Genomic DNA, 19,654 nt, shown 5'->3' on the forward strand with positions numbered 1-19,654 from the left:
AAAAATCAGTTTTTAAACTGATTTACTCTGTTTCAACTAAGATACAGGCAAGAATAGGTGTAATGCCTTGATCTTTCATATATTGTAATAATTGATCATCATATGTTCCTGGTTGCATCCATGCATAACGAATACCAATGCCAGACATTTCATCAATGTAATCATAGGCATATTTTGGATTGACCACAAAAACCACAACATCAATAGGATGATCAATAGCCTCTAAATGAGGATAAATATGATAATCATCTATATTTTGATAGATAGGGGATACACCATAAGTCTGATATCCCTTTTCTAATAAACGCTTAAAGATTTTATAACCGTATTTTTCTTGATTAGGAGTGACTCCTACAACTGCAAAATGATAATATTTTTCTAATATGTCTTTAGGATTCATAAGTTTTCACCTCAAAAGTATTATAGCATATGCTTCATTTTATGCGCAACAAAACTTCAAGATACCTAAAAGTTTTATCTATTAAGAATGTATGAATAATTCAATTTGATAATATGAATATTTTGTGCTAAGATGAAACAGATTAAAGGAGTGTGAGGGAAAATGTATGATGTCATTGTTGTAGGAGGAGGACATGCAGGAATTGAAGCATGTTTAGCTACGTCAAGAATAGGGAAGAAAACATTGTTAGTGACATCGAATTTTGAAAATGTAGGATCTATGCCTTGTAATACTTCTATCGGTGGACCAGCAAAAGGAATTATTGTCAGAGAGATTGATGCTTTAGGTGGTCAGATGGGGAAAACAACGGATGCGACATACTTGCAAATGAAGATGTTAAATACGGCCAAAGGACCAGGAGTTCAATCATTACGTGCTCAGGCAGATAAAAAAGCTTATCCACGTTATATGCAAAATGTCTTAAAACAACAGGAAAACTTAGATATCATAGAAGCTATGGTTGAAGGGTTAATCATTGAAAATCAGACAGTTAAAGGAGTCACTTTAGCTGATGGCACAGCTTATGAGGGACAAACTGTCATTTTAACAACAGGAACTTATTTAAAAGCTGAAGTCATGGTTGGAGATCAAAAGACACCAAGTGGACCTGATCAGGAAAAGCCATCATTGTATTTATCTGATCAACTGAGAGATTTAGGCTTCCGTATTCAAAGATTGAAAACAGGAACACCTCCAAGAGTAGAAATCAACAGTGTGGATTATTCAAAAACACAATTACAGCCAGGCACTGACGAACCTCTTGCATTTAGTTATGAAACAACAACATTTGTTCCTATTGAAAAACAAACTCCTTGTTATTTAACATATACAAATGAAACAACACATCAAATTATTAAAGATAATTTATCAAGATGTAGTATGTATTCTGGGATTGTCAAAGGAATAGGACCAAGATATTGTCCTTCTATTGAAGATAAAGTTGTGAAATTTTCTGATAAACCACAACATCAGATTTTCTTAGAACCAGAATCCAAAGAAATGAATACCATTTATGTTCAAGGTTTTTCAACATCCATGCCTCATGATATTCAAGAACAAATGATACGTACGATTCCAGGATTAGAAAACTGTCAGATTTTAAAATATGCTTATGCGATAGAATATGATGCGATTGATCCATTACAATTATGGCCATCATTAGAAACAAAAGTGATTAAAAATCTTTTCACAGCAGGACAAATCAATGGAACAAGTGGTTATGAAGAAGCAGCAGCTCAAGGATTAATGGCAGGTATTAATGCTGTTAAGACAATCAATCATGAAGAACCATTAATTTTAAAAAGAAATGAGGCTTATATTGGTGTCATGATTGATGATTTGGTTACAAAAGGAACAAAAGAACCCTATCGTATGTTAACATCACGTGCTGAATATCGTTTATTATTAAGACATGATAATGCGGATGAAAGATTAAGACAATATGGATATGATGCAGGTCTTGTTAGAGAGGGAGTTTATCAGGCTTATTTGGAAAAGATGAATCATATTCATAATGAAATAGAAAGATTAGATACTATTCGTTTTACACCAAAACATGAAATCAATGAATTATTAGTACAATTAGGATCTACACCTTTAAAAGAAGGTATCAGTGCTAAAGGATTATTACAGAGACCAGAGATGGATTATCAGAAGTTAAAACCATATATTGAGGATGCTCATTTGACATTAGAAGAAGAAAAAAGAGTGACTATCTTAATTAAATATAAGGGATATATTGATAAGACTTTAAGACAAGTAGAAAAACAACGAAAAATGGAAGAAAAACAGATTCCTCAAGATATTGATTATGAAGATGTTTTAAATCTTTCTTTAGAAGCTAAACAAAAATTATCTGAAATTCGACCAGTTACGATTGCTCAGGCATCAAGAATTTCAGGTATCAATCCAGCCGATATTTCAGTCTTGTTGATCTATTTAAAACAACATTATTAAGAGGTATATATGAATCAGGAACAATTTATACAAGCCCTTTTAGATAAAGGTATCACTTTAACATCAAAACAACTTGAACAGTTTGAACTTTATTATCAAACATTAGTTGAATGGAATCAAAAAATGAATTTAACAGCCATTACTCAAAAAGAAGATGTTTATTTGAAACATTTCTATGATTCATTAACGATTTCATTTGATTATGCATTGTCCAATCAATCTTTATGTGATGTAGGCGCAGGAGCAGGTTTCCCTTCTATTCCTTTAAAGATTGTCTATCCAGAATTAAAAGTTACTATAGTTGATTCACTTTCAAAGCGTATTACATTTTTAAAACATTTAATCCAAGTTTTAGATTTAAAAGATGTTGATGCTATAAGTGCGAGAGCTGAAGAATATGCAGTTAAACATCGTGAATCATTTGATATTGTCACAGCAAGAGCAGTCGCTAGATTAAATATTTTAGATGAATTATGCTTGCCTTTAGTGAAAGTTGATGGAGATTTTATAACTTTAAAAGGATTAAAAGCTCAAGAAGAGTTGCAGGAAGCTATGCAGGGTATAGAAAAATTAGGTGGAAAAGTCATGAGACAGGAAAGCTTCACATTAACAGATGAAAACGATCATCGTTGTAACATCTATATACATAAAGTGAAGAGTACACCTTCTCAATACCCTAGAGATTTTAGTAGAATCAAAAAGAAACCATTATAACGCATCAGTTGATGCGTTTTTTCGTACATGATGATTTGATAAGCTTTTATATAATAAAAATCAGCTTTATATCATATAAAGCTGATTGAGGGGATATATGAACTATTTTATAGCATTATTCATATTTGTCTTATTGTATAAGATTCTATATATAGATACAACCTTCGTTTTTTTATCTACACCATAAAATACAATATAATTCCCTACTATAAAATATCTATATTGTTTTTTGAGTGGTTTTATAAAATCGTAATATTGATAAATTTCTGGATTTGTTTTTAATAGTTCTATTTTCTTTTGTACTTCATTGACTAATTTATGAGCTGCAGGTTTATTATCAAGTTTTAATGTGATATATTTTACAATATCATTCAAATCGTCTTTAAATAATTGTAAATATTCTATTTTGTATTCATTCATTAAAGACTATCAATGAATTCATGCAAGTTATTAAATACTTCTTCATGGCTTAATCGTTTAGTATTTAATTCAGCATAAATTTCCGCTTCTTTCATTTTTAAATATATTTCATTGTTTTCAATCATTTCTTGATAAGCCTCCATACTCATGAGAACCATGTCTCCATATCCATTCTTTGTTAGATAAATAGGCTGGTTGCTTTCATGTATCTCTTTTGATATTTCAGTTAATTTCGTTCTCAAATCAGATATTGGTCTAATTGTAATATGTTCCATAATGAATCACCTCATTTATAGTATATCATATTTCTATATATATTTATACATAAATATATATAGAAATATAAAATGATAGAGAAAATAGTGTTGTTTATCATGGTTATGATTTATTGATGTGATTGTTTCATTGATTTGGATAGATCGTGAGAAGAAAAGATTTAATATTTACAAATAACAACTTCATAGATGATTAATTATCTAAATATGTAAACTTTTCTTCTATTTTGACTTATAAACAATTATAATAAAAGTATAGAAATCTAAAGGGGAAAGGGGAAATCATTATGCGTTGTGATGTATGTGATACAAAAATACCACCGGGAGCAGATAGGTGTCCAAATTGTGGCTATCGTGTTAGACACAGTTCAACAGCGACTCATACGCAGGCAACATCTGCAAATTATCCAGAGCCAGAAGTTTTTAAACCAAAACGTAATAAAAAAATTTATATACCACGTAGAGAAAAATCACGTAATCGTTCTCAACGAACAAAAACATCTACTTTTAGAAAATACATTATTTTTATAGTGGCATTGATTGCTGTTGTTCAGATGGCATCTGTTTTTATTGGAAATATTGTAAGTAATTATAATAGCCATAATTATACAGAGTTTAGTGGAGAATCTTTACAGGAAGGTATTGATAATGGAGATGATGATGGAACTTTGCAGTTGGCACTGGATTATGAAAATGATTTAAAGTCTTTCTTTAGTGATGATTTATTGATGGATGTTGATGTTTCTGAGAGTTATGATATATATGAAGACAATTATAGTGCCTATGTTAATGTATATGGAACAGATAATGTGATAAGTTTAACAGCTTCTATTAATTTTCAAAATCAGGAACCTTATCTTCAATCTATAACTTTATCATGGAATAATCAAGGAACGATTAGAGAAAATGACATCAATTTAGATCAAGCACAGATAGAAAAGATTAATGAAAAGTTTAATATTGATATTTTTGGAGCTATTGAGGAATATAAATCAAAATTAAAAGTTGATGAAGATGATAATACACGTTTTGTTGTGAGTGATTATAAGGATGATGAAAGCATTTATTTGAGTGAATCTTATGGAATTGATGATGAATATTTCGTTTATTTATCTTTAGGACAGGACATTGGTGATAACTAATGTCTTTTTATTTTCACAATGAGAAAATGTATTGAAAACAATAAAAAATAATATATAATAAGATTAAACAATAAACACTAATAAAGGAGGATGAGAATGTTTGCGAAGGAAAGACAGGATGATATTGTTGAACAGGTGAATCAATCAGGCAGTGTTAAAGTCAAAGATTTAAGTTTGAAATATCAGGTTACAGAAGATTGTATACGTAAAGATTTGGCTGTCTTAGAGAAAAAAGGATTATTAAAAAAGACATATGGTGGAGCCATGAGTATTCGTACGAATCCTCATTTGTATAGCAGTTTACAACGTAAAGATATGAATAATGAAGAACGTATAGTCATTGCTGATAAAGTCATTTCATTATTAAAAAATCAGGATACTATTTTTCTGGATATCTCAAGAACGCATGTAGAGGTCGCTAAACTGTTAAATCAGTCGACATTAACGCTTAATGTCATCACCAATATGATAGAGATTTTAGATCTTTTAAGACATAATAAAAACATATCTGTTATTTTTATTGGCGGTGAACTGAATAAGGAAAGAGATGGTTTCTGGGGAGGATTATCTGTGCAGATGATTCAAAATTTTAAGATTGATAAGGCATTTCTAGGTGTTGTAGGTGTTGATATGAATCATGGAAAGATTTCTACTTATTATGTGGAAGATGGTTTGATGAAACAGGCTGTTATGAAACAAAGTCAAATGAATTATATTGTATGTGAAGAAAGAAAACGAAGAGAAGATGGTCAATTTATCTATGGAAACTTAGAAGATTTAGATGGCATGATTGTAGCGGGTTCTTTAAATAAAGATGATCAAAAATATATCAAAGAGTATGACATAGATATCATATAGGAGGAAGCTATGGAAAAATTAATGAGTCAAAGAATTCAAATCTTAAAAGATAAAATGTTATCAGCACCACGTTATGCATCTATTGAACAGGCACGTATTATTACACGTGTTTATCAGGAAAATGAACATTTATCTATTCCTAAAAAAAGAGCCTTATCTTTAAAAGCAGCTATGGAAGAATTGGAAATAGGCTTTGAAAAAGAAGAGTTAATTGTTGGTAATCGTACAAAGGGTGTAAGATATGGTGTTGTTTTTCCAGAAAGTGGATGTTCATGGGTCAACAACGAATTTGAAACATTACCAACTCGACCACAAGATCAGTTTCATGTAAAAGAAGAAGATATTCAAGAATTTAGGGAAAAGATTTATCCTTATTGGAAAGGAAAATCAATGGAAGATGTCATTAAACATCATGGCGGTCAGGAAATTCAAAGTATTGCTAAGGTTGTAAAAATCAATCAAAAAGATCATGCTCAAGGTCATATTTGTCCTGACAGCGCATTATGGTTAAAGATGGGACCATTAGGAATCATGAATCAGGCTCAAGAAAAATTAAAGACATGTGAGGAATCACAAAAAGAGTTTTATGAATGTGTTGTTCTGGTTATGCAGGGTGCCTGTACATTTATGAAAAGATATCATGATATGATTATGGAAAATATTGATGAAGTGGAAGAACCTTATCAACAATCTTTAAGAACAGTCGCAAACAATTGTTTAAATCTCACAAAACGTCCACCTGAAACATTCCATGAAGCTGTGCAATCCTTATGGTTTTTATTCGTCCTATTGCATATGGAATCTAATGCGTCTTCTTTTTCTCCAGGAAGAATGGATCAATACTTATATCCTTATTATCAAAAAGATATAGAATCAGGAAAGATATCTATGGAAGATGCTTTAGACATCTTAGAATGTTTATGGTTAAAATTTAATCAGATCGTTTATTTACGTAATCAAAATAGTGCCAAATATTTTGCAGGATTCCCCATTGGATTTAATATTGCGATTGGGGGCGAGGATGAAAATGGTAATGACACCTATAATGAGCTTTCTTTACTTTGTTTACAGTGCCAATATGATTTAGGACTACCACAACCGAATTTATCAGTACGTTTAAATCGCAATAGCTCTCATGAGCTGATGCAAAAAGCCATTGAGGTTGTATCCAAAGGAAGTGGTATGCCACAATTCTTTAATGATGAAGCCATTGTTCATGCGTTAATGGAACTAGGTATTGAAAAGAAAGATGCTTTAAATTATGCAATTGTAGGTTGTGTAGAATTAACAACACATGGCAACAATTTAGGTTGGTCTGATGCAGCTATGTTTAATTTGAATAAAGCTTTGGAATTGACATTGAATCATGGCAAGTGTTTATTGACACATGAACAGATTGGATTGGATCTAGGAGGATTGGATACTTATCAGACATTTGAAGATTTAGAAAAAGCCTTTCAACAACAAATTGATTACTTTATAGACAAGATGATGCAATGTGAAGTCATCGTTGAAAAAGCTCATCAAGATTGTTTACCAACAGCTTTCTTATCATCAGTTATTGACGATTGTCTAGAAAATGGTTTAGATGTCACAAAAGGTGGAGCTAAATATAATCTATCTGGTATTCAAATGATTCAAATCGCAAACTTGGCAGATTCTTTGGCTGCTATGAAAAAATTGGTTTATGATGATCAGGTTATTGATGCTAAGGAATTACTAGCAGCCTTACAATCAGATTTTAAAGGATATGAAATCATTCAGACAATGTTGTTAAATAAAGTGCCTAAATATGGAAATGATGTAGAATGGGTTGATCGTTTAGGAGCTAAATGGGCTGAGTATTTTAGATCAAGAATGAAAGATTATACGAATTATCGTGGTGGCCCATATCATACAGGTATGTATACAGTTTCAGCTCATGTTCCAATGGGAGAAAATGTTGGCGCTTCTCCTGATGGAAGAAATGCTTTAACGCCATTAGCTGATGGGGGTATGTCACCTGTTTATGGACGTGATTTGAAAGGGCCAACAGCAGTTTTAAAATCAGTATCACGTTTAAACAATAGTTTGACAACGAATGGTGGCTTATTGAATATGAAGTTTTTGCCAGAGTTTTTTGAAACAAAAAATGGAATGAACAAGTTTGAAAACTTTTTAAGAGCTTTTGTTGATTTAAAAGTTCCACATATTCAGTTCAATGTTGTCAGACGTGAAGATCTCGAAGATGCCCAGATTCGTCCTCAACTTCATAAATCATTAACAATACGCGTGGCAGGATATACAGCTTATTTTGTAGAGTTAGCGCATAAATTACAGGATGAAATCATTGAAAGGACAACATATGACAACATCTAAAGCATTAGTGTTTGATATTAAAAGATTTGCTGTACATGATGGGGATGGTATTAGAACAACCATTTTCTTTAAAGGTTGTCCCCTTCATTGTATATGGTGTCAAAATCCCGAGGGTATATCACCACAAAGACAACCTGTTTATTTTCAAAACAATTGTATACATTGTCGCTGTTGTGAAAAGTATGCAAAATCAGGACAAATGATTTATCAAAATGATAGACCTTATTTTAATAAAGATTATCAAGGTGATTTTGATCAATTAATTCATGTCTGTCCATCGGCTGCAATTCGTTATGACAGTCAATATTATGATGTTGATATGCTGATGAAAGAAATTGAGTCTGATCGTGTTTTTTATCGTGATAGTGGTGGAGTAACTTTTTCTGGTGGAGAACCATTTATGCAGGGAGAGTTCTTAATTGATATTTTGAAACGTTGTCACCAACAACATATTCACACTGCCATTGAAACAACACTTTATACGTCATTAGATTTCATTCAAAAAGCATTACCATATCTTGATCAGATTTATATTGATTTAAAAATCAATGATGAAGATATGCATCAAAAGTATGTTGGAGGTTCATTATCAACAATCAAAAAACATATTCAATATGTCTTAGAAAGTGAACATAGACATAAAGTGATTATCAGGACACCATTGATTCCTCAAATCACTGCGACAGAACAAAATATTCAATCTATTAGTCAATTTTTATCGCATATTTATCCAGATGTCCAATATGAATTACTCAATTATAATCCCTTGGCATCTGCTAAATATGAGTGGGTTGATTTTGATTATGGGATTGATTCAAAATATAAGAAATTAACAGATGAAGAAATGGAAACATTTTATCAAATTGTTTATCAAAATGGTATCAAAAATTTAATCAAAGAATAACAGGAGGAGAAGATTATGGAATTTATTATTGATACAGTTGATTTAGAAGAAATTAAGGAAGCTGTTGCTTATATGCCTATCGTAGGTGTTACAAGCAATCCTTCTATTGTCAAGAAGACAAGCCCAGAGGATTTCTTTGCACATATGCGAGCAATCAGAGATATTATTGGAAAGGATAGAAGCCTTCATATCCAGGTGATTTCTAAGGATTGTCAAAGCATGGTCAAGGAAGCACATAGAATTCTTGAAGAAATAGACAGACAGGTCTATATCAAAGTACCCGTATCTTATGAAGGAATCAAAGCAATTAAGATGTTGAAGGAAGAAAACATTCATGTCACAGCGACAGCGGTCTATGATTTGATGCAGGCTTATATGGCACTGGCAGCAGGGGCAGACTATATTGCACCATATGTCAATAGAATTGGAAATCTAGGAGCAGATCCAATGGAGCTCATCAATGAATTATCAAATCGTATTGTCATGGATGGATATGATACAAAGATAGTCGCAGCATCATTCAAGGGAGTGCAACAGATTAGAGATGCCTTCAATTATGGAGCGCAGTCCATTACAGCACCAGTAGAGATCTTGAAACAGATTTTCAAGAATCCAAGCATAGAAAAAGCAGTAGATGATTTCAATGCCGACTGGTATAGCATGTATGGTGAAGGCAAAGGAATATGTGATTTATAAGACGAGGAAACTCGTCTTTTATGTTATAATGAAACTAAGGATGTGGAATGATGGATAAGTATTTATATATCAAACAGTTATTTGAAAATATGCAAGATCAAAATCAAGCTTTATCTATGGCCCAATATATGAAAAATCAGTTTGTTTTCTACGGAATACCAACCCCTCAAAGAAGAAAGCTTTATAAAGATTTTTTGAAACAGGAAAAGAAACACAAACAAATTGATTGGGATTTTTTAGATTTATGTTATCAAGATTCCCATAGAGAATTTCAATATTTTGTCTGTGATTATTTAAAAATGTTTCAAAATCAATTGGTTTATGAAGATATTCAGCATATGAAAGTTTATATAAAAGATAAACAATGGTGGGATTCTATTGATAATTTTGATACGATTATTGGTCAAATTGGATTAACAGACCAACGTGTTGATGATTTAATGCTGGAATGGTCATTAGATGATGACTTTTGGCTAAGAAGATTAGCTATTGATCATCAGTTAGGACGAAAAGAAAAAACAAATACCATCTTGTTAGAAGAGATTCTTGTGAATAATTTGAATAGTCATGAGTTTTTTATCAACAAAGCGATAGGCTGGATATTAAGAGATTATTCTAAAACAAATCCACAATGGGTTCGTGATTTTATTCAACAATATCATGAAAAAATGGCTAAACTTTCCATTAAAGAAGGCAGTAAGTATATATGATAGAATCTGATAAAGATTATTTTTTGAAGAAAATCAATAAAGAAAGGAAGTATTGAAAATGATAATGATAGGTGTTCTAGGCATTGTTTCATGTATGATTATTTTATATGTCATAGTAAGTCAAAATCGTTATTTTCATTGTCTTTATTGTCATCGAATATGGAAACCTCACTTTTTTCAGGTTATAGGCAATGTGAATCGTCAGGTTCAAGATTATCATGTTCAATGTCCTTATTGTCATACGATTCAAAATATCAAGCTTTCAAAAAAGAAATAAGTTGTGTTAGAATAAAAAGTAAGAAAAGAGGTTAGGCGTATGAAGGAAATCATTTTAGGAAGTACAGGTATTCAAGTTGTACAAAATGGGTTTGGAGCATTACCCGTTCAAAGAGTTTCTAAAGAAGAAGGGGTCACTATTATAAGAAAAGCCTATGATGGAGGAATGCGTTTTTTTGACACAGCGAGAGCTTATAGCGACAGTGAAGAAAAGTTAGGAGAAGCATTACATATTTATCCGCGTAGTAGCTATTATATTGCAACAAAGACAATGGCAACGACACCTGAAGAATTCTGGAAGCAATTGGACACATCATTATCGTTATTGAAAACGGATTATGTGGATATTTATCAGTTTCATTGTGCTTCACAAGTTTATGCACCAAATGATGGAACAGGTATGTATGAATGTATGTTAGAAGCTAAAAAACAAGGGAAAATCAGACATATTGGAATCACTGCTCATCAGTTACAAGTTGCATTAGATGCTGTTGATTCTCATCTCTATGAAACGATTCAATTCCCTTTTAGTTATTTATCATCTCAAAAAGAAATAGAACTGGTTCAAAAGAGTCAAGAAGCTAATATGGGATTCATTGCGATGAAAGGGTTAGCTGGAGGATTAATTAATCAGTCACGTCCAGCAATGGCTTATATGAGTCAATTTGATAATGTTTTACCTATTTGGGGAATTCAAAAAGAAAGTGAATTAGATGAATGGTTATCCTATATGCAGGATACACCGGTTCTTGATGATGAAATGAAGGCATTTATAGAAAAAGAAAAAATAGAATTATCAGGTGATTTCTGTCGAGGATGTGGATATTGTATGCCATGTCCAGCAGGTATTATGATTAATCAATGTGCCCGTATGTCATTGATGTTAAGAAGAGCACCATCACAAAACTGGTTGACTGAAGATATGCAGGCAGAAATGAAAAAGATTGAAGGTTGTTTGCATTGTGGTCAATGTTCAAGTCGATGTCCTTATGAATTAGATACCCCAGCACTGCTTCAAAAGAATTATGAAGATTATCAGAAAGTCTTATCTGGTGAAGTGAAAGTTTAATAACAGCATGATTTCATGCTGTTATTTTTTTGAAACATGTTATAATAAAAATAATAGTGGAAAAGGAGAGACAATATGAGCAAGATTATATTTTTAGATGTTGATGGAACATTAATTGATTATGAGGCTAAATTACCAGCTTCAGCTGCTCAGGCAGTGAATCAGGCACGTGCAAATGGACATAAAGTTTATATTTGTACAGGTTGTTCAAAAGCTGAAATTGAACAGAGAAACCTTTGTGAATTAGATGGTATGATTGGTGGGAATGGAGCTTATGTAGAAGATCGTGGACATGTTGTGATGCATCAGGGATTATCAAAGGAAGATGTCAAACATATTGTAGACTGGTGTAATGAAAGACATTTAGGATTTTATTTAGAAGCCAATAGTGGTATGTATTGTAATGATTATATGTTGGAACAGGGACCAGAAACAATGGTGAAATATGCACAGGGTAAAGGTGCAGATTTAACGAAAGCTAAAGAATCTTCAAAGAAGTTTATGGATGGTTTTATTCATTTGCAGGGAGAAGATTTATATCGAGATGATGTGAATAAAATTAGTTTTATTTTAAGTCATTATCAAGATCATTTAGATTCTCAAAAAGAATTTCCTCATTTGATTGCGAATACATGGGGAGGTAAGGGAGAAGTGGCCTTGTATGGTGATTTAGGTCCAACTGGTATTACAAAAAGACATGCTATTGAAGTTTTATTGGATTATTTAGGTGTTGACCAAAAAGATACGATTTCTTTTGGAGATGCTAAAATTGATTTATCTATGTTTGAATGTTGTGATTATAATGTGGCTATGGGAAATGGTGGCGAAGAAATTAAAGCTGCTGCTGATTATATTACAACAGATGTTAATGATGATGGGTTATATAATGCTTTTCGTTATTTAAAATTAATTGATTAGGGATTGATGTTAAAATTATCAACAGAGACTCTTTATAAAGAGGCCTGTTGATAATTGTTTTTTTGTGTTATTGATTTCTTTTGTTTTTTGAATAAAAATGCTATAATAAGGAACGGATTATAAGGAGAGGATTTTGTGAAAGAACCGAAATATAAATTTATAGATATACATAAAATTGAAGCTAATGGGCATCAGCCAAGAACACATTTTGAAAATGAAAAAATTCAGGAATTAGCTGTATCTATTCAACAAAATGGATTATTACAACCTATTGTGGTCAGACCTTATCATGGGAAGTATCAGATTGTTGTTGGGGAAAGACGTTATCGTGCATGTCTTTTGGCAGGTATAGAAGAAGTTCCATGTCTTGTTCAAAATTATGATGAACAACAGACTGCCACAGCTGCAATTGTTGAAAATATTCAACGAGAGAATTTATCAGCCATTGAAGAAGCATTAGCATATCAACAAATCTTAGATACACAAAATATAACACAGGAAGAATTAGCTCAAAAAGTTGGTAAAAAGCAATCAACTATTGCAAATAAGTTAAGGTTATTACAACTTCCGATGACTGTTCAAGAAGCAGTACGAAGAAAAGATATCACAGAAAGACACGCCAGAGCTTTATTGAAGTTAGATACAACAGCAAAACAAAATAATATGTTAAGAGAAATTATGGATAAGGGTTTAAATGTTGAACAGACAGAAGAAAAAATCAAAAAGAAAATTGAACCCAAAAAGCCAAAACCTAAAACAAAAAGTATTTCACAAAATTTAAAAATTGCTATGAATACATTAGATCAGGCTGCCGTGATGGTACAGCAGGCAGGAGTGGAAACAACAGTAGATATTTCTGAAACAGATGAAGAAGTTGTTTATGTGATTAAGATGAAAAAATAATGAGATGTATTGATATATATTATGTCTTGTGATAGAATGCATAGCAGATATATGATTGTTTGCCGCCGGGTAAATTTTAAGCATTGGTTTCGTATCGATAGGCCATTGAAGATACGACAATCAGTGCTTTTCTTTTGTAAAGATAGAAAAGGTGACAAAAGTCAATAAAATGTTTAATATATCTATTCAATTGATAAAATGAAAGGATAAAGAAAACATGAAGAAATTAGAGAGTTTACAGGAATTTTTTAGATATACATCTTTAAATGTGTTAGGTATGATTGGTTTATCGTGCTATATTTTAGCAGACACATTTTTTGTTTCTAAAGGACTTGGTACAGATGGATTGACAGCTTTAAATTTGGCTATTCCTATTTATAGTTTTATTCATGGAAGTGGCTTGATGATTGGTATGGGTGGTGGAACAAAATATTCCATATTAAAAAGCCAGGAACATCATCAAGATGCAAACAGGACATTCACTCATGCTGTTTTATTAGCTATATGTTTTGCGATTATTTTTGTTTTGATAGGTCTCTTATTTTCTGGAACAATTATTTCATTATTTGTTGAGCAGGGGAATGTTTTTGATATGTCAAAAACATATTTACAAGTGATATTATTGTTTGCGCCAGCTTTTTTAATGAATAATGTTTTTCTTTGTTTTGTACGTAATGATGGGGCACCACAGCTTTCCATGGCTGCAATGCTAGGAGGAAGTTTTTCTAATATTGTTTTAGATTATATCTTTATTTTTCCTTGTCAAATGGGCATTTTTGGAGCTGTCTTTGCGACAGGATTAGCTCCTATTATCAGCATGTGCATTTTATCACCACATTTTTTCAAAAAGAAAAATCAATTTCATTTTATAAAAAGTACAATTTCATTAAAAACAATCACTGGTATTTTCTCAAGTGGTGTACCCTCTTTGGTTACAGAAGTTTCTTCTGGAATTGTCATGATTGTTTTTAATACCATTATTTTAAATCTTGAAGGGAATGTGGGTGTTGCTGCATATGGTGTTATTGCTAATTTATCATTAGTTGTCATGGCTATATATACTGGGATTGCTCAAGGTATACAGCCATTAATGAGTCGAGATTATGGCTTGAATCATTTAGATAACATTTATAGAGTATTGAAATATGCATTATTAACTATGTTAATAATTTCAGCTGTTATTTATACAACTGTTTTCTTTGGTGCATCTTCCATCACACAAATATTTAATAGTGAGAATAATGCAATGTTGCAGACAATTGCAGCACAAGGGTTGAAGTTATATTTCATTGCTTGTCCATTGGCTGGATTTAATATTATTTTATCAATGTATTTTACTTCTGTTGAACATCCTTTGCCTGCACATACTATTTCTTTATTAAGGGGATTTATCATTATCATTCCAATGGCTTTTCTCCTCTCCGCTATAGCAAAGATGAATGGTGTCTGGAGTGCATTTCCAGTGACTGAACTGATTGTGGCTGTTGTTGGACTGGGATGCTTTGAATGGTTAAAACATCATCATTATAGTGAATAAATAAAACACTATGTTTGAATGAACCTGATTGCTTGGTTAACAAACATAGTGTTTTTTATAATGAATCAAAGTGATATGCAGAGTCTATTCAAAAGCTACACAAACAGGTTCAGGTATTTCAATTGAAGAGTCACTTAAAACAAGTTCTTCTGTATCTTCATTGAATGTCATCACCTGTAATAGATTGCTGCCTTGACAAGCAATAATTAAATAACGATCATCAACAATTTGGAAATCTCGAGGATCTTTTTTTGTATGAACCATATAGAGTAAAGAAATTTTACCACTTTCTTTATTGACGCGGTACATAGCTATACTGTCATGCCCTCTATTTGATACAAAAAGATGATTTCCACTATGACTTAAGCGAATAGCAGCAGCACTTGAAAAACCTTTAAAATGTCTTGGTATACAGTGAATAGCCTGTATTAATTGGAAATGGCCCTGATAATATTTAAAGACCATAATATTATTAGCAATCTCATTGACAAGATAGGCAAAACGACCATCATGAGAAAAAATCATATGACGTGGACCAGAACCAGGAACAATATTTAAAGTATAATGAGGATCTTCTAATAAAACACCTTGAGAGTAACGATACATAACGACTTTATCAGCACCTAAATCAACAGAATAAACAAATTCCTGATCAGGAGTGATGCCAACATAATGCGCATGTGGACCTGTTTGGCGTTTTAAAAGATCGGGACCTAAACCGACATGATGAACTGCACAAATTTTTTGAGTAATAATACTATTTTCTAATTGGTAAGAAGCAGTTGCGCCAACATGATAATTTGCCGCAAAAAGATAGCGATTATTTTGATCAACGCATAAATGTGTATAAGAACGACCGCTGGAATGATAATTATTATTTAAAATCAGTTCATCTTTATAGATTGAAAAACTTCCTAATCCCCCTCCATAACTATGAGAATTGGCATTTTTATAAGCGACATATAAAGTGTGATCATTACATATCATATAAGAAGGGTAGTCTTGAGTTTCGATTTGTTGAATACGTTTCATTTCTAATGTTTTTTCATCAAATTTCATGATATAAATACCTTTATCATGATGTTTTCCATAACTTGATACATAAAAGATTTTCATGTTAAAGCTCCTTTCGCTATATAAAATATTTTATCATAATATTTTATGAAATGAATAAAAAAAGGTATAAAAACATAGAAATAATAAAAAGAAAATTATAAAATTCTTTCATAATACACAAAAGTGTAATACAATAGATACTATATTGAAGGAGGAAGCGAATATGGAAGAGAAGTTAATGTTAAGTTTATTACAAAAAAATGCGAGGATGAAGATTACTGATTTAGCGGCCGCCTTAGATGAATCTAAAGATAATGTCATTCAAAAATTAACGGAATTAGAACAGAAGAAAGTGATCTGTGGTTATCATACAATTGTCAACTGGGATTTAACAAATACAGAAATTGTAACAGCATTGATTCAAGTCAATGCAAGTCCAGAAAGAGAATATGGCTATGATCGTATTGCGAGTCATATTTATAAATTTGATGAAGTTGATACAATGTATTTATTGAGTGGAAGTTTTGAATTTGTATGTATTGTTAAAGGAAAGACAATGCAGGAAGTTGCTCATTTTGTGGCTAGTAAACTGGCATGTGTAGATGGAGTGACAGGAACATCAACTTATTTTGTATTAAAACAATATAAAAATAATGGTGTTGTTTTAATTGAAGATGAAGATGGAAAAAATGATAGATTGGTGGTGACTCCATAATGGATTATAATGATATTTTAAGTGATAGAGTCAAAACAATTAAACCAAGTGGAATTAGAAAATTCTTTGATTTAGCTTCACAAATGGAAGATGTCATATCTTTAGGAGTTGGGGAACCGGATTTTACAACACCTTGGGCTATTCGAGAAGCTGCGATTTATTCCATTGAAAAAGGAAGAACATTTTATACAGCCAATCAGGGATTACAGGAATTAAGAGAAGAAATCTGTCGATATTATCGTGATCGTTTTCATGTGGATTATAATGCCAAAGAGAACTGTATTGTGACTGTTGGGGGATCAGAGGGTATTGATATTGCGATTCGTGCTATATTAAATCCTGGAGAAGAAATGATTGTTTTGGATCCTGGATATGTAGCTTATACACCTGGTGTTGAGCTTGCAGGAGGGGTTCCTGTCACAATTAATTTACGTCAGGAAGATGAGTTTAAATTAACACCAGAGCTTTTAAAAGCTGCGATTACACCCAAAACAAAAGCATTATTGATTAATTATCCATCAAATCCAACAGGTGGATTTATGACAAAGAGTGATTATGAAAAGATTGTTCCTATTATTAAGGAATCAGGTCTTATCGTGATTTCTGATGAAATTTATGCAGAATTGAGTTATGAAGAAGAATTTTGTTCAATTGCTTCATTTGATGAAATCAAAGATCAGGTGATTGTTGTGAGTGGTTTTTCTAAAGCCTTTGCGATGACAGGATGGCGTTTAGGTTATGTTCTCGCTCATTCTGTATTTACAAAAGCTATGAATAAAATTCATCAATATATTATCATGTCTGCGCCTTCAGCTGCCCAATATGGAGCTATTGAAGGATTAAGACATTGTTATGATGAAGTCTTGAAAATGCGAGATTCTTATAAGGCTAGACGAAACTTTTTAGTGAAAACATTTAATGATATGGGACTGGAAACATTTAAACCTCAAGGCGCTTTCTATGTTTTTCCATGTATTCGTTCAACTGGACTCACATCTGATGAATTCTGTGAAAAACTGTTAGAAGATCAAAAAGTAGCTTGTGTTCCAGGAACTGCTTTTGGACCAGCAGGAGAAGGATTTATTCGTGTTTCTTATGCTTATAGTCTTGAAGAATTAAAGATTGCAACTCAAAAAATAAAAATCTTTGTAGAGAAATGTAAGGCAACACATGATTAGAGTCTTATTATGCTGTGGTGGTGGCTTTTCATCAAGTTATGTCGCTGAAAGAATGAAAAAGGAGATTATTGCCAAGAACTTATCGAATCAACTTGAAATGGAGTTTTCTCCTTTTTCTCTTGTTTTAGAAAAGATAGATGACTTTGATATTATTATTTGTTGTCCACACCTTAATATTTATGTGAAACAGTTACTTGAAAAGACTGATGTTCAAGTCCCTATTTATATTTTACCACCAAGAATGTATGGAAATATGGAGATTGAGGAAATCTATCAGGATGTTATAGATTTACTGGAGATTTATCAGCAGACACATATGAATCCTGTTCATTTTCCTGGTGAGGAAAATGTATTAAAAATAACAAGACAAAAAGCCTATAAACATGTTTATCAAAAGTAAGAACGTTGATTCTTGCTTTTTTTATAATGAAAATCGTTATAAAATAGAGTTATGAGAATAAAAAAAGAAGAAATACCAGAAAAGAGGTCAAAGAGATGTGGATTTTATATGCATTTGGTTCAGCATTTTTTGCAGGAATAACGGCTGTTTTAGCAAAATGTGGTATACATGATACAAATTCACATGTAGCGACAGCTCTCAGAACAATTGTTGTTTTGATTTTTTCGTGGATTATGGTTTTTATTGTAGGTTCTTTTCATGAAATAGCGAACTTATCTTATCAGACAATACTTTTTTTGGTGTTATCAGGTCTTTCGACAGGTGCATCCTGGTTATGTTATTTTAGAGCTTTACAATTAGGAAATATTAATAAAGTGGCTGCGATAGATAAGACAAGTGTTGTTTTAACAATGATTTTAAGTTTTATTTTATTTCATGAAACAGTCAATATTTATAAAATTATCGGGATGATCTTGATGATGACGGGAACTTTTTTGATGTTGGAGAAAAAGGAAACAAATCAAAAAGAAGACAATCATTGGTTGATCTATGCTGTGTTATCAGTTGTCTTTGCCAGTTTAACAACCATCTTAGGAAAGGTAGGAATCAGTCATATTGAAAGCAATTTAGGAACTGCCATTCGTACAAGTGTTGTCTTGGTGATGGCATGGGTTGTTGTATTTGCGACAAATGCGCAAAATAACGTTAAAGAAGTTCCTAAGCACGAATTGATTTATATTTTTTTATCAGGTATAGCGACTGGAGCTTCATGGTTATGTTTTTATAGGGCATTGCAGATTGGACCAGCCAGTCTTGTCACACCGATTGATAAATTGAGTATCTTAGTCACGGTGCTTTTCTCTTATATTGTTTTTCATGAGAAACTGAATTTAAAATCTTTTATTGGATTAATGATGATTGTGGCAGGAACGCTTATTATGTTACTTTAATCACAAAAAACAGGATGCATTAGGCTTCCTGCTTTTGTTCTATTATAGGAATTTGGTTTCGTTTGGTTGATAAACGCTTAAAGCAAATATTAACAATGAGCAAAATAAAAAGTAATGCACCAGCATTACTCTATTTTTCTGCATGCAAAAACGTAACCA

Annotated in this window: 21 protein-coding genes; 17 read left to right on the forward strand and 4 right to left on the reverse strand. The window is 32.0% G+C overall.

Features of this window, described 5'->3' with window-relative positions; all coding sequences use genetic code 11:
- Positions 1 to 22: 22 nt before the first annotated feature.
- Positions 23 to 400 (reverse strand): CoA-binding protein, encoded by a 378-nt coding sequence (locus B5E79_RS09965; protein ID WP_087244617.1) that lies wholly within the window; start codon positions 398 to 400, stop codon positions 23 to 25.
- Positions 401 to 562: 162 nt separating this feature from the next.
- On the opposite strand from B5E79_RS09965, the gene mnmG reads away from it, so the two are divergent.
- Positions 563 to 2,416 (forward strand): tRNA uridine-5-carboxymethylaminomethyl(34) synthesis enzyme MnmG, encoded by a 1,854-nt coding sequence (gene mnmG / locus B5E79_RS09970; protein ID WP_087297910.1) that lies wholly within the window; start codon positions 563 to 565, stop codon positions 2,414 to 2,416.
- 9 nt (positions 2,417 to 2,425) lie between these two features.
- Positions 2,426 to 3,130: a 16S rRNA (guanine(527)-N(7))-methyltransferase RsmG gene (rsmG, locus tag B5E79_RS09975; RefSeq protein ID WP_087297911.1), complete on the forward strand. Its 705-nt coding sequence runs from the start codon at positions 2,426 to 2,428 to the stop codon at positions 3,128 to 3,130.
- Between the two features lie 102 nt (positions 3,131 to 3,232).
- Here the strand turns inward: rsmG and B5E79_RS09980 are convergent, their stop codons facing one another.
- Positions 3,233 to 3,550, reverse strand: a complete 318-nt coding sequence (locus tag B5E79_RS09980) for a type II toxin-antitoxin system RelE/ParE family toxin (RefSeq protein WP_087297912.1) — start codon at positions 3,548 to 3,550, stop codon at positions 3,233 to 3,235.
- Positions 3,550 to 3,825 carry a type II toxin-antitoxin system Phd/YefM family antitoxin gene (locus B5E79_RS09985; protein ID WP_087297913.1) on the reverse strand — a complete coding sequence of 92 codons (276 nt, stop codon included), beginning with the start codon at positions 3,823 to 3,825 and terminating at the stop codon, positions 3,550 to 3,552. Before B5E79_RS09985 ends, B5E79_RS09980 begins: the two co-directional genes overlap by 1 nt.
- A gap of 287 nt (positions 3,826 to 4,112) precedes the next feature.
- On the opposite strand from B5E79_RS09985, the gene B5E79_RS09990 reads away from it, so the two are divergent.
- The 11 genes from B5E79_RS09990 to B5E79_RS10040 all read left to right on the forward strand — a co-directional run bounded on the left by B5E79_RS09990 (position 4,113) and on the right by B5E79_RS10040 (position 15,196).
- On the forward strand, positions 4,113 to 4,967 hold the full coding sequence (locus B5E79_RS09990) for a zinc ribbon domain-containing protein (protein ID WP_087297914.1): 855 nt from the start codon (positions 4,113 to 4,115) through the stop codon (positions 4,965 to 4,967).
- A 96-nt stretch (positions 4,968 to 5,063) separates the two neighbouring features.
- Positions 5,064 to 5,825 carry a DeoR/GlpR family DNA-binding transcription regulator gene (locus B5E79_RS09995; protein ID WP_087297915.1) on the forward strand — a complete coding sequence of 254 codons (762 nt, stop codon included), beginning with the start codon at positions 5,064 to 5,066 and terminating at the stop codon, positions 5,823 to 5,825.
- Between the two features lie 9 nt (positions 5,826 to 5,834).
- Entirely contained in the window at positions 5,835 to 8,183 is a 2,349-nt protein-coding gene (locus B5E79_RS10000; protein WP_087297916.1) for a glycyl radical protein, read from the forward strand.
- Complete coding sequence (locus B5E79_RS10005) at positions 8,146 to 9,087, forward strand: glycyl-radical enzyme activating protein (protein WP_206393183.1); 942 nt, start codon at positions 8,146 to 8,148, stop codon at positions 9,085 to 9,087. The genes B5E79_RS10000 and B5E79_RS10005 overlap by 38 nt, the downstream gene beginning before the upstream one ends.
- Before the next feature lie 15 nt (positions 9,088 to 9,102).
- Entirely contained in the window at positions 9,103 to 9,783 is a 681-nt protein-coding gene (locus B5E79_RS10010; protein ID WP_087297917.1) for a fructose-6-phosphate aldolase, read from the forward strand.
- 50 nt (positions 9,784 to 9,833) lie between these two features.
- Positions 9,834 to 10,493, forward strand: coding sequence for a DNA alkylation repair protein (locus tag B5E79_RS10015; RefSeq protein ID WP_087297918.1), 660 nt, complete (start codon positions 9,834 to 9,836; stop codon positions 10,491 to 10,493).
- A gap of 58 nt (positions 10,494 to 10,551) precedes the next feature.
- Positions 10,552 to 10,770: a hypothetical protein gene (locus tag B5E79_RS10020; protein ID WP_087297919.1), complete on the forward strand. Its 219-nt coding sequence runs from the start codon at positions 10,552 to 10,554 to the stop codon at positions 10,768 to 10,770.
- Positions 10,771 to 10,809: 39 nt separating this feature from the next.
- The gene (locus tag B5E79_RS10025) at positions 10,810 to 11,838 is read left to right on the forward strand and encodes an aldo/keto reductase (RefSeq protein ID WP_087297920.1); all 1,029 of its coding nucleotides are present in this window, start codon (positions 10,810 to 10,812) and stop codon (positions 11,836 to 11,838) included.
- Between the two features lie 75 nt (positions 11,839 to 11,913).
- The gene (locus tag B5E79_RS10030; RefSeq protein ID WP_087297921.1) at positions 11,914 to 12,756 is read left to right on the forward strand and encodes a Cof-type HAD-IIB family hydrolase; all 843 of its coding nucleotides are present in this window, start codon (positions 11,914 to 11,916) and stop codon (positions 12,754 to 12,756) included.
- Positions 12,757 to 12,891: 135 nt separating this feature from the next.
- Complete coding sequence (locus B5E79_RS10035; protein ID WP_087297922.1) at positions 12,892 to 13,659, forward strand: ParB/RepB/Spo0J family partition protein; 768 nt, start codon at positions 12,892 to 12,894, stop codon at positions 13,657 to 13,659.
- Positions 13,660 to 13,876: 217 nt separating this feature from the next.
- Positions 13,877 to 15,196 (forward strand): MATE family efflux transporter, encoded by a 1,320-nt coding sequence (locus B5E79_RS10040; RefSeq protein ID WP_087297923.1) that lies wholly within the window; start codon positions 13,877 to 13,879, stop codon positions 15,194 to 15,196.
- Positions 15,197 to 15,280: 84 nt separating this feature from the next.
- Here B5E79_RS10040 and B5E79_RS10045 read toward each other — a convergent pair whose 3' ends face one another.
- A complete protein-coding gene (locus tag B5E79_RS10045) occupies positions 15,281 to 16,312 on the reverse strand; it encodes a lactonase family protein (protein ID WP_087297924.1) in 1,032 nt (343 codons plus the stop codon).
- A 163-nt stretch (positions 16,313 to 16,475) separates the two neighbouring features.
- Between B5E79_RS10045 and B5E79_RS10050 the strand changes: the two genes are divergently transcribed.
- From B5E79_RS10050 to B5E79_RS10065, 4 genes are all read left to right on the forward strand, one after another.
- Positions 16,476 to 16,967: an Lrp/AsnC family transcriptional regulator gene (locus tag B5E79_RS10050; RefSeq protein WP_087244899.1), complete on the forward strand. Its 492-nt coding sequence runs from the start codon at positions 16,476 to 16,478 to the stop codon at positions 16,965 to 16,967.
- The gene (locus tag B5E79_RS10055) at positions 16,967 to 18,145 is read left to right on the forward strand and encodes an aminotransferase class I/II-fold pyridoxal phosphate-dependent enzyme (RefSeq protein WP_087297925.1); all 1,179 of its coding nucleotides are present in this window, start codon (positions 16,967 to 16,969) and stop codon (positions 18,143 to 18,145) included. The genes B5E79_RS10050 and B5E79_RS10055 overlap by 1 nt, the downstream gene beginning before the upstream one ends.
- Entirely contained in the window at positions 18,138 to 18,545 is a 408-nt protein-coding gene (locus B5E79_RS10060) for a PTS sugar transporter subunit IIB (protein ID WP_087297926.1), read from the forward strand. Before B5E79_RS10055 ends, B5E79_RS10060 begins: the two co-directional genes overlap by 8 nt.
- Before the next feature lie 95 nt (positions 18,546 to 18,640).
- A complete protein-coding gene (locus B5E79_RS10065) occupies positions 18,641 to 19,495 on the forward strand; it encodes an EamA family transporter (protein ID WP_087297927.1) in 855 nt (284 codons plus the stop codon).
- The last annotated feature ends 159 nt before the right edge of the window (positions 19,496 to 19,654 follow it).

The organism is Massilimicrobiota sp. An134 (assembly GCF_002160815.1).
GTDB lineage: Bacteria > Bacillota_I > Bacilli_A > Erysipelotrichales > Coprobacillaceae > Allocoprobacillus > Allocoprobacillus merdigallinarum.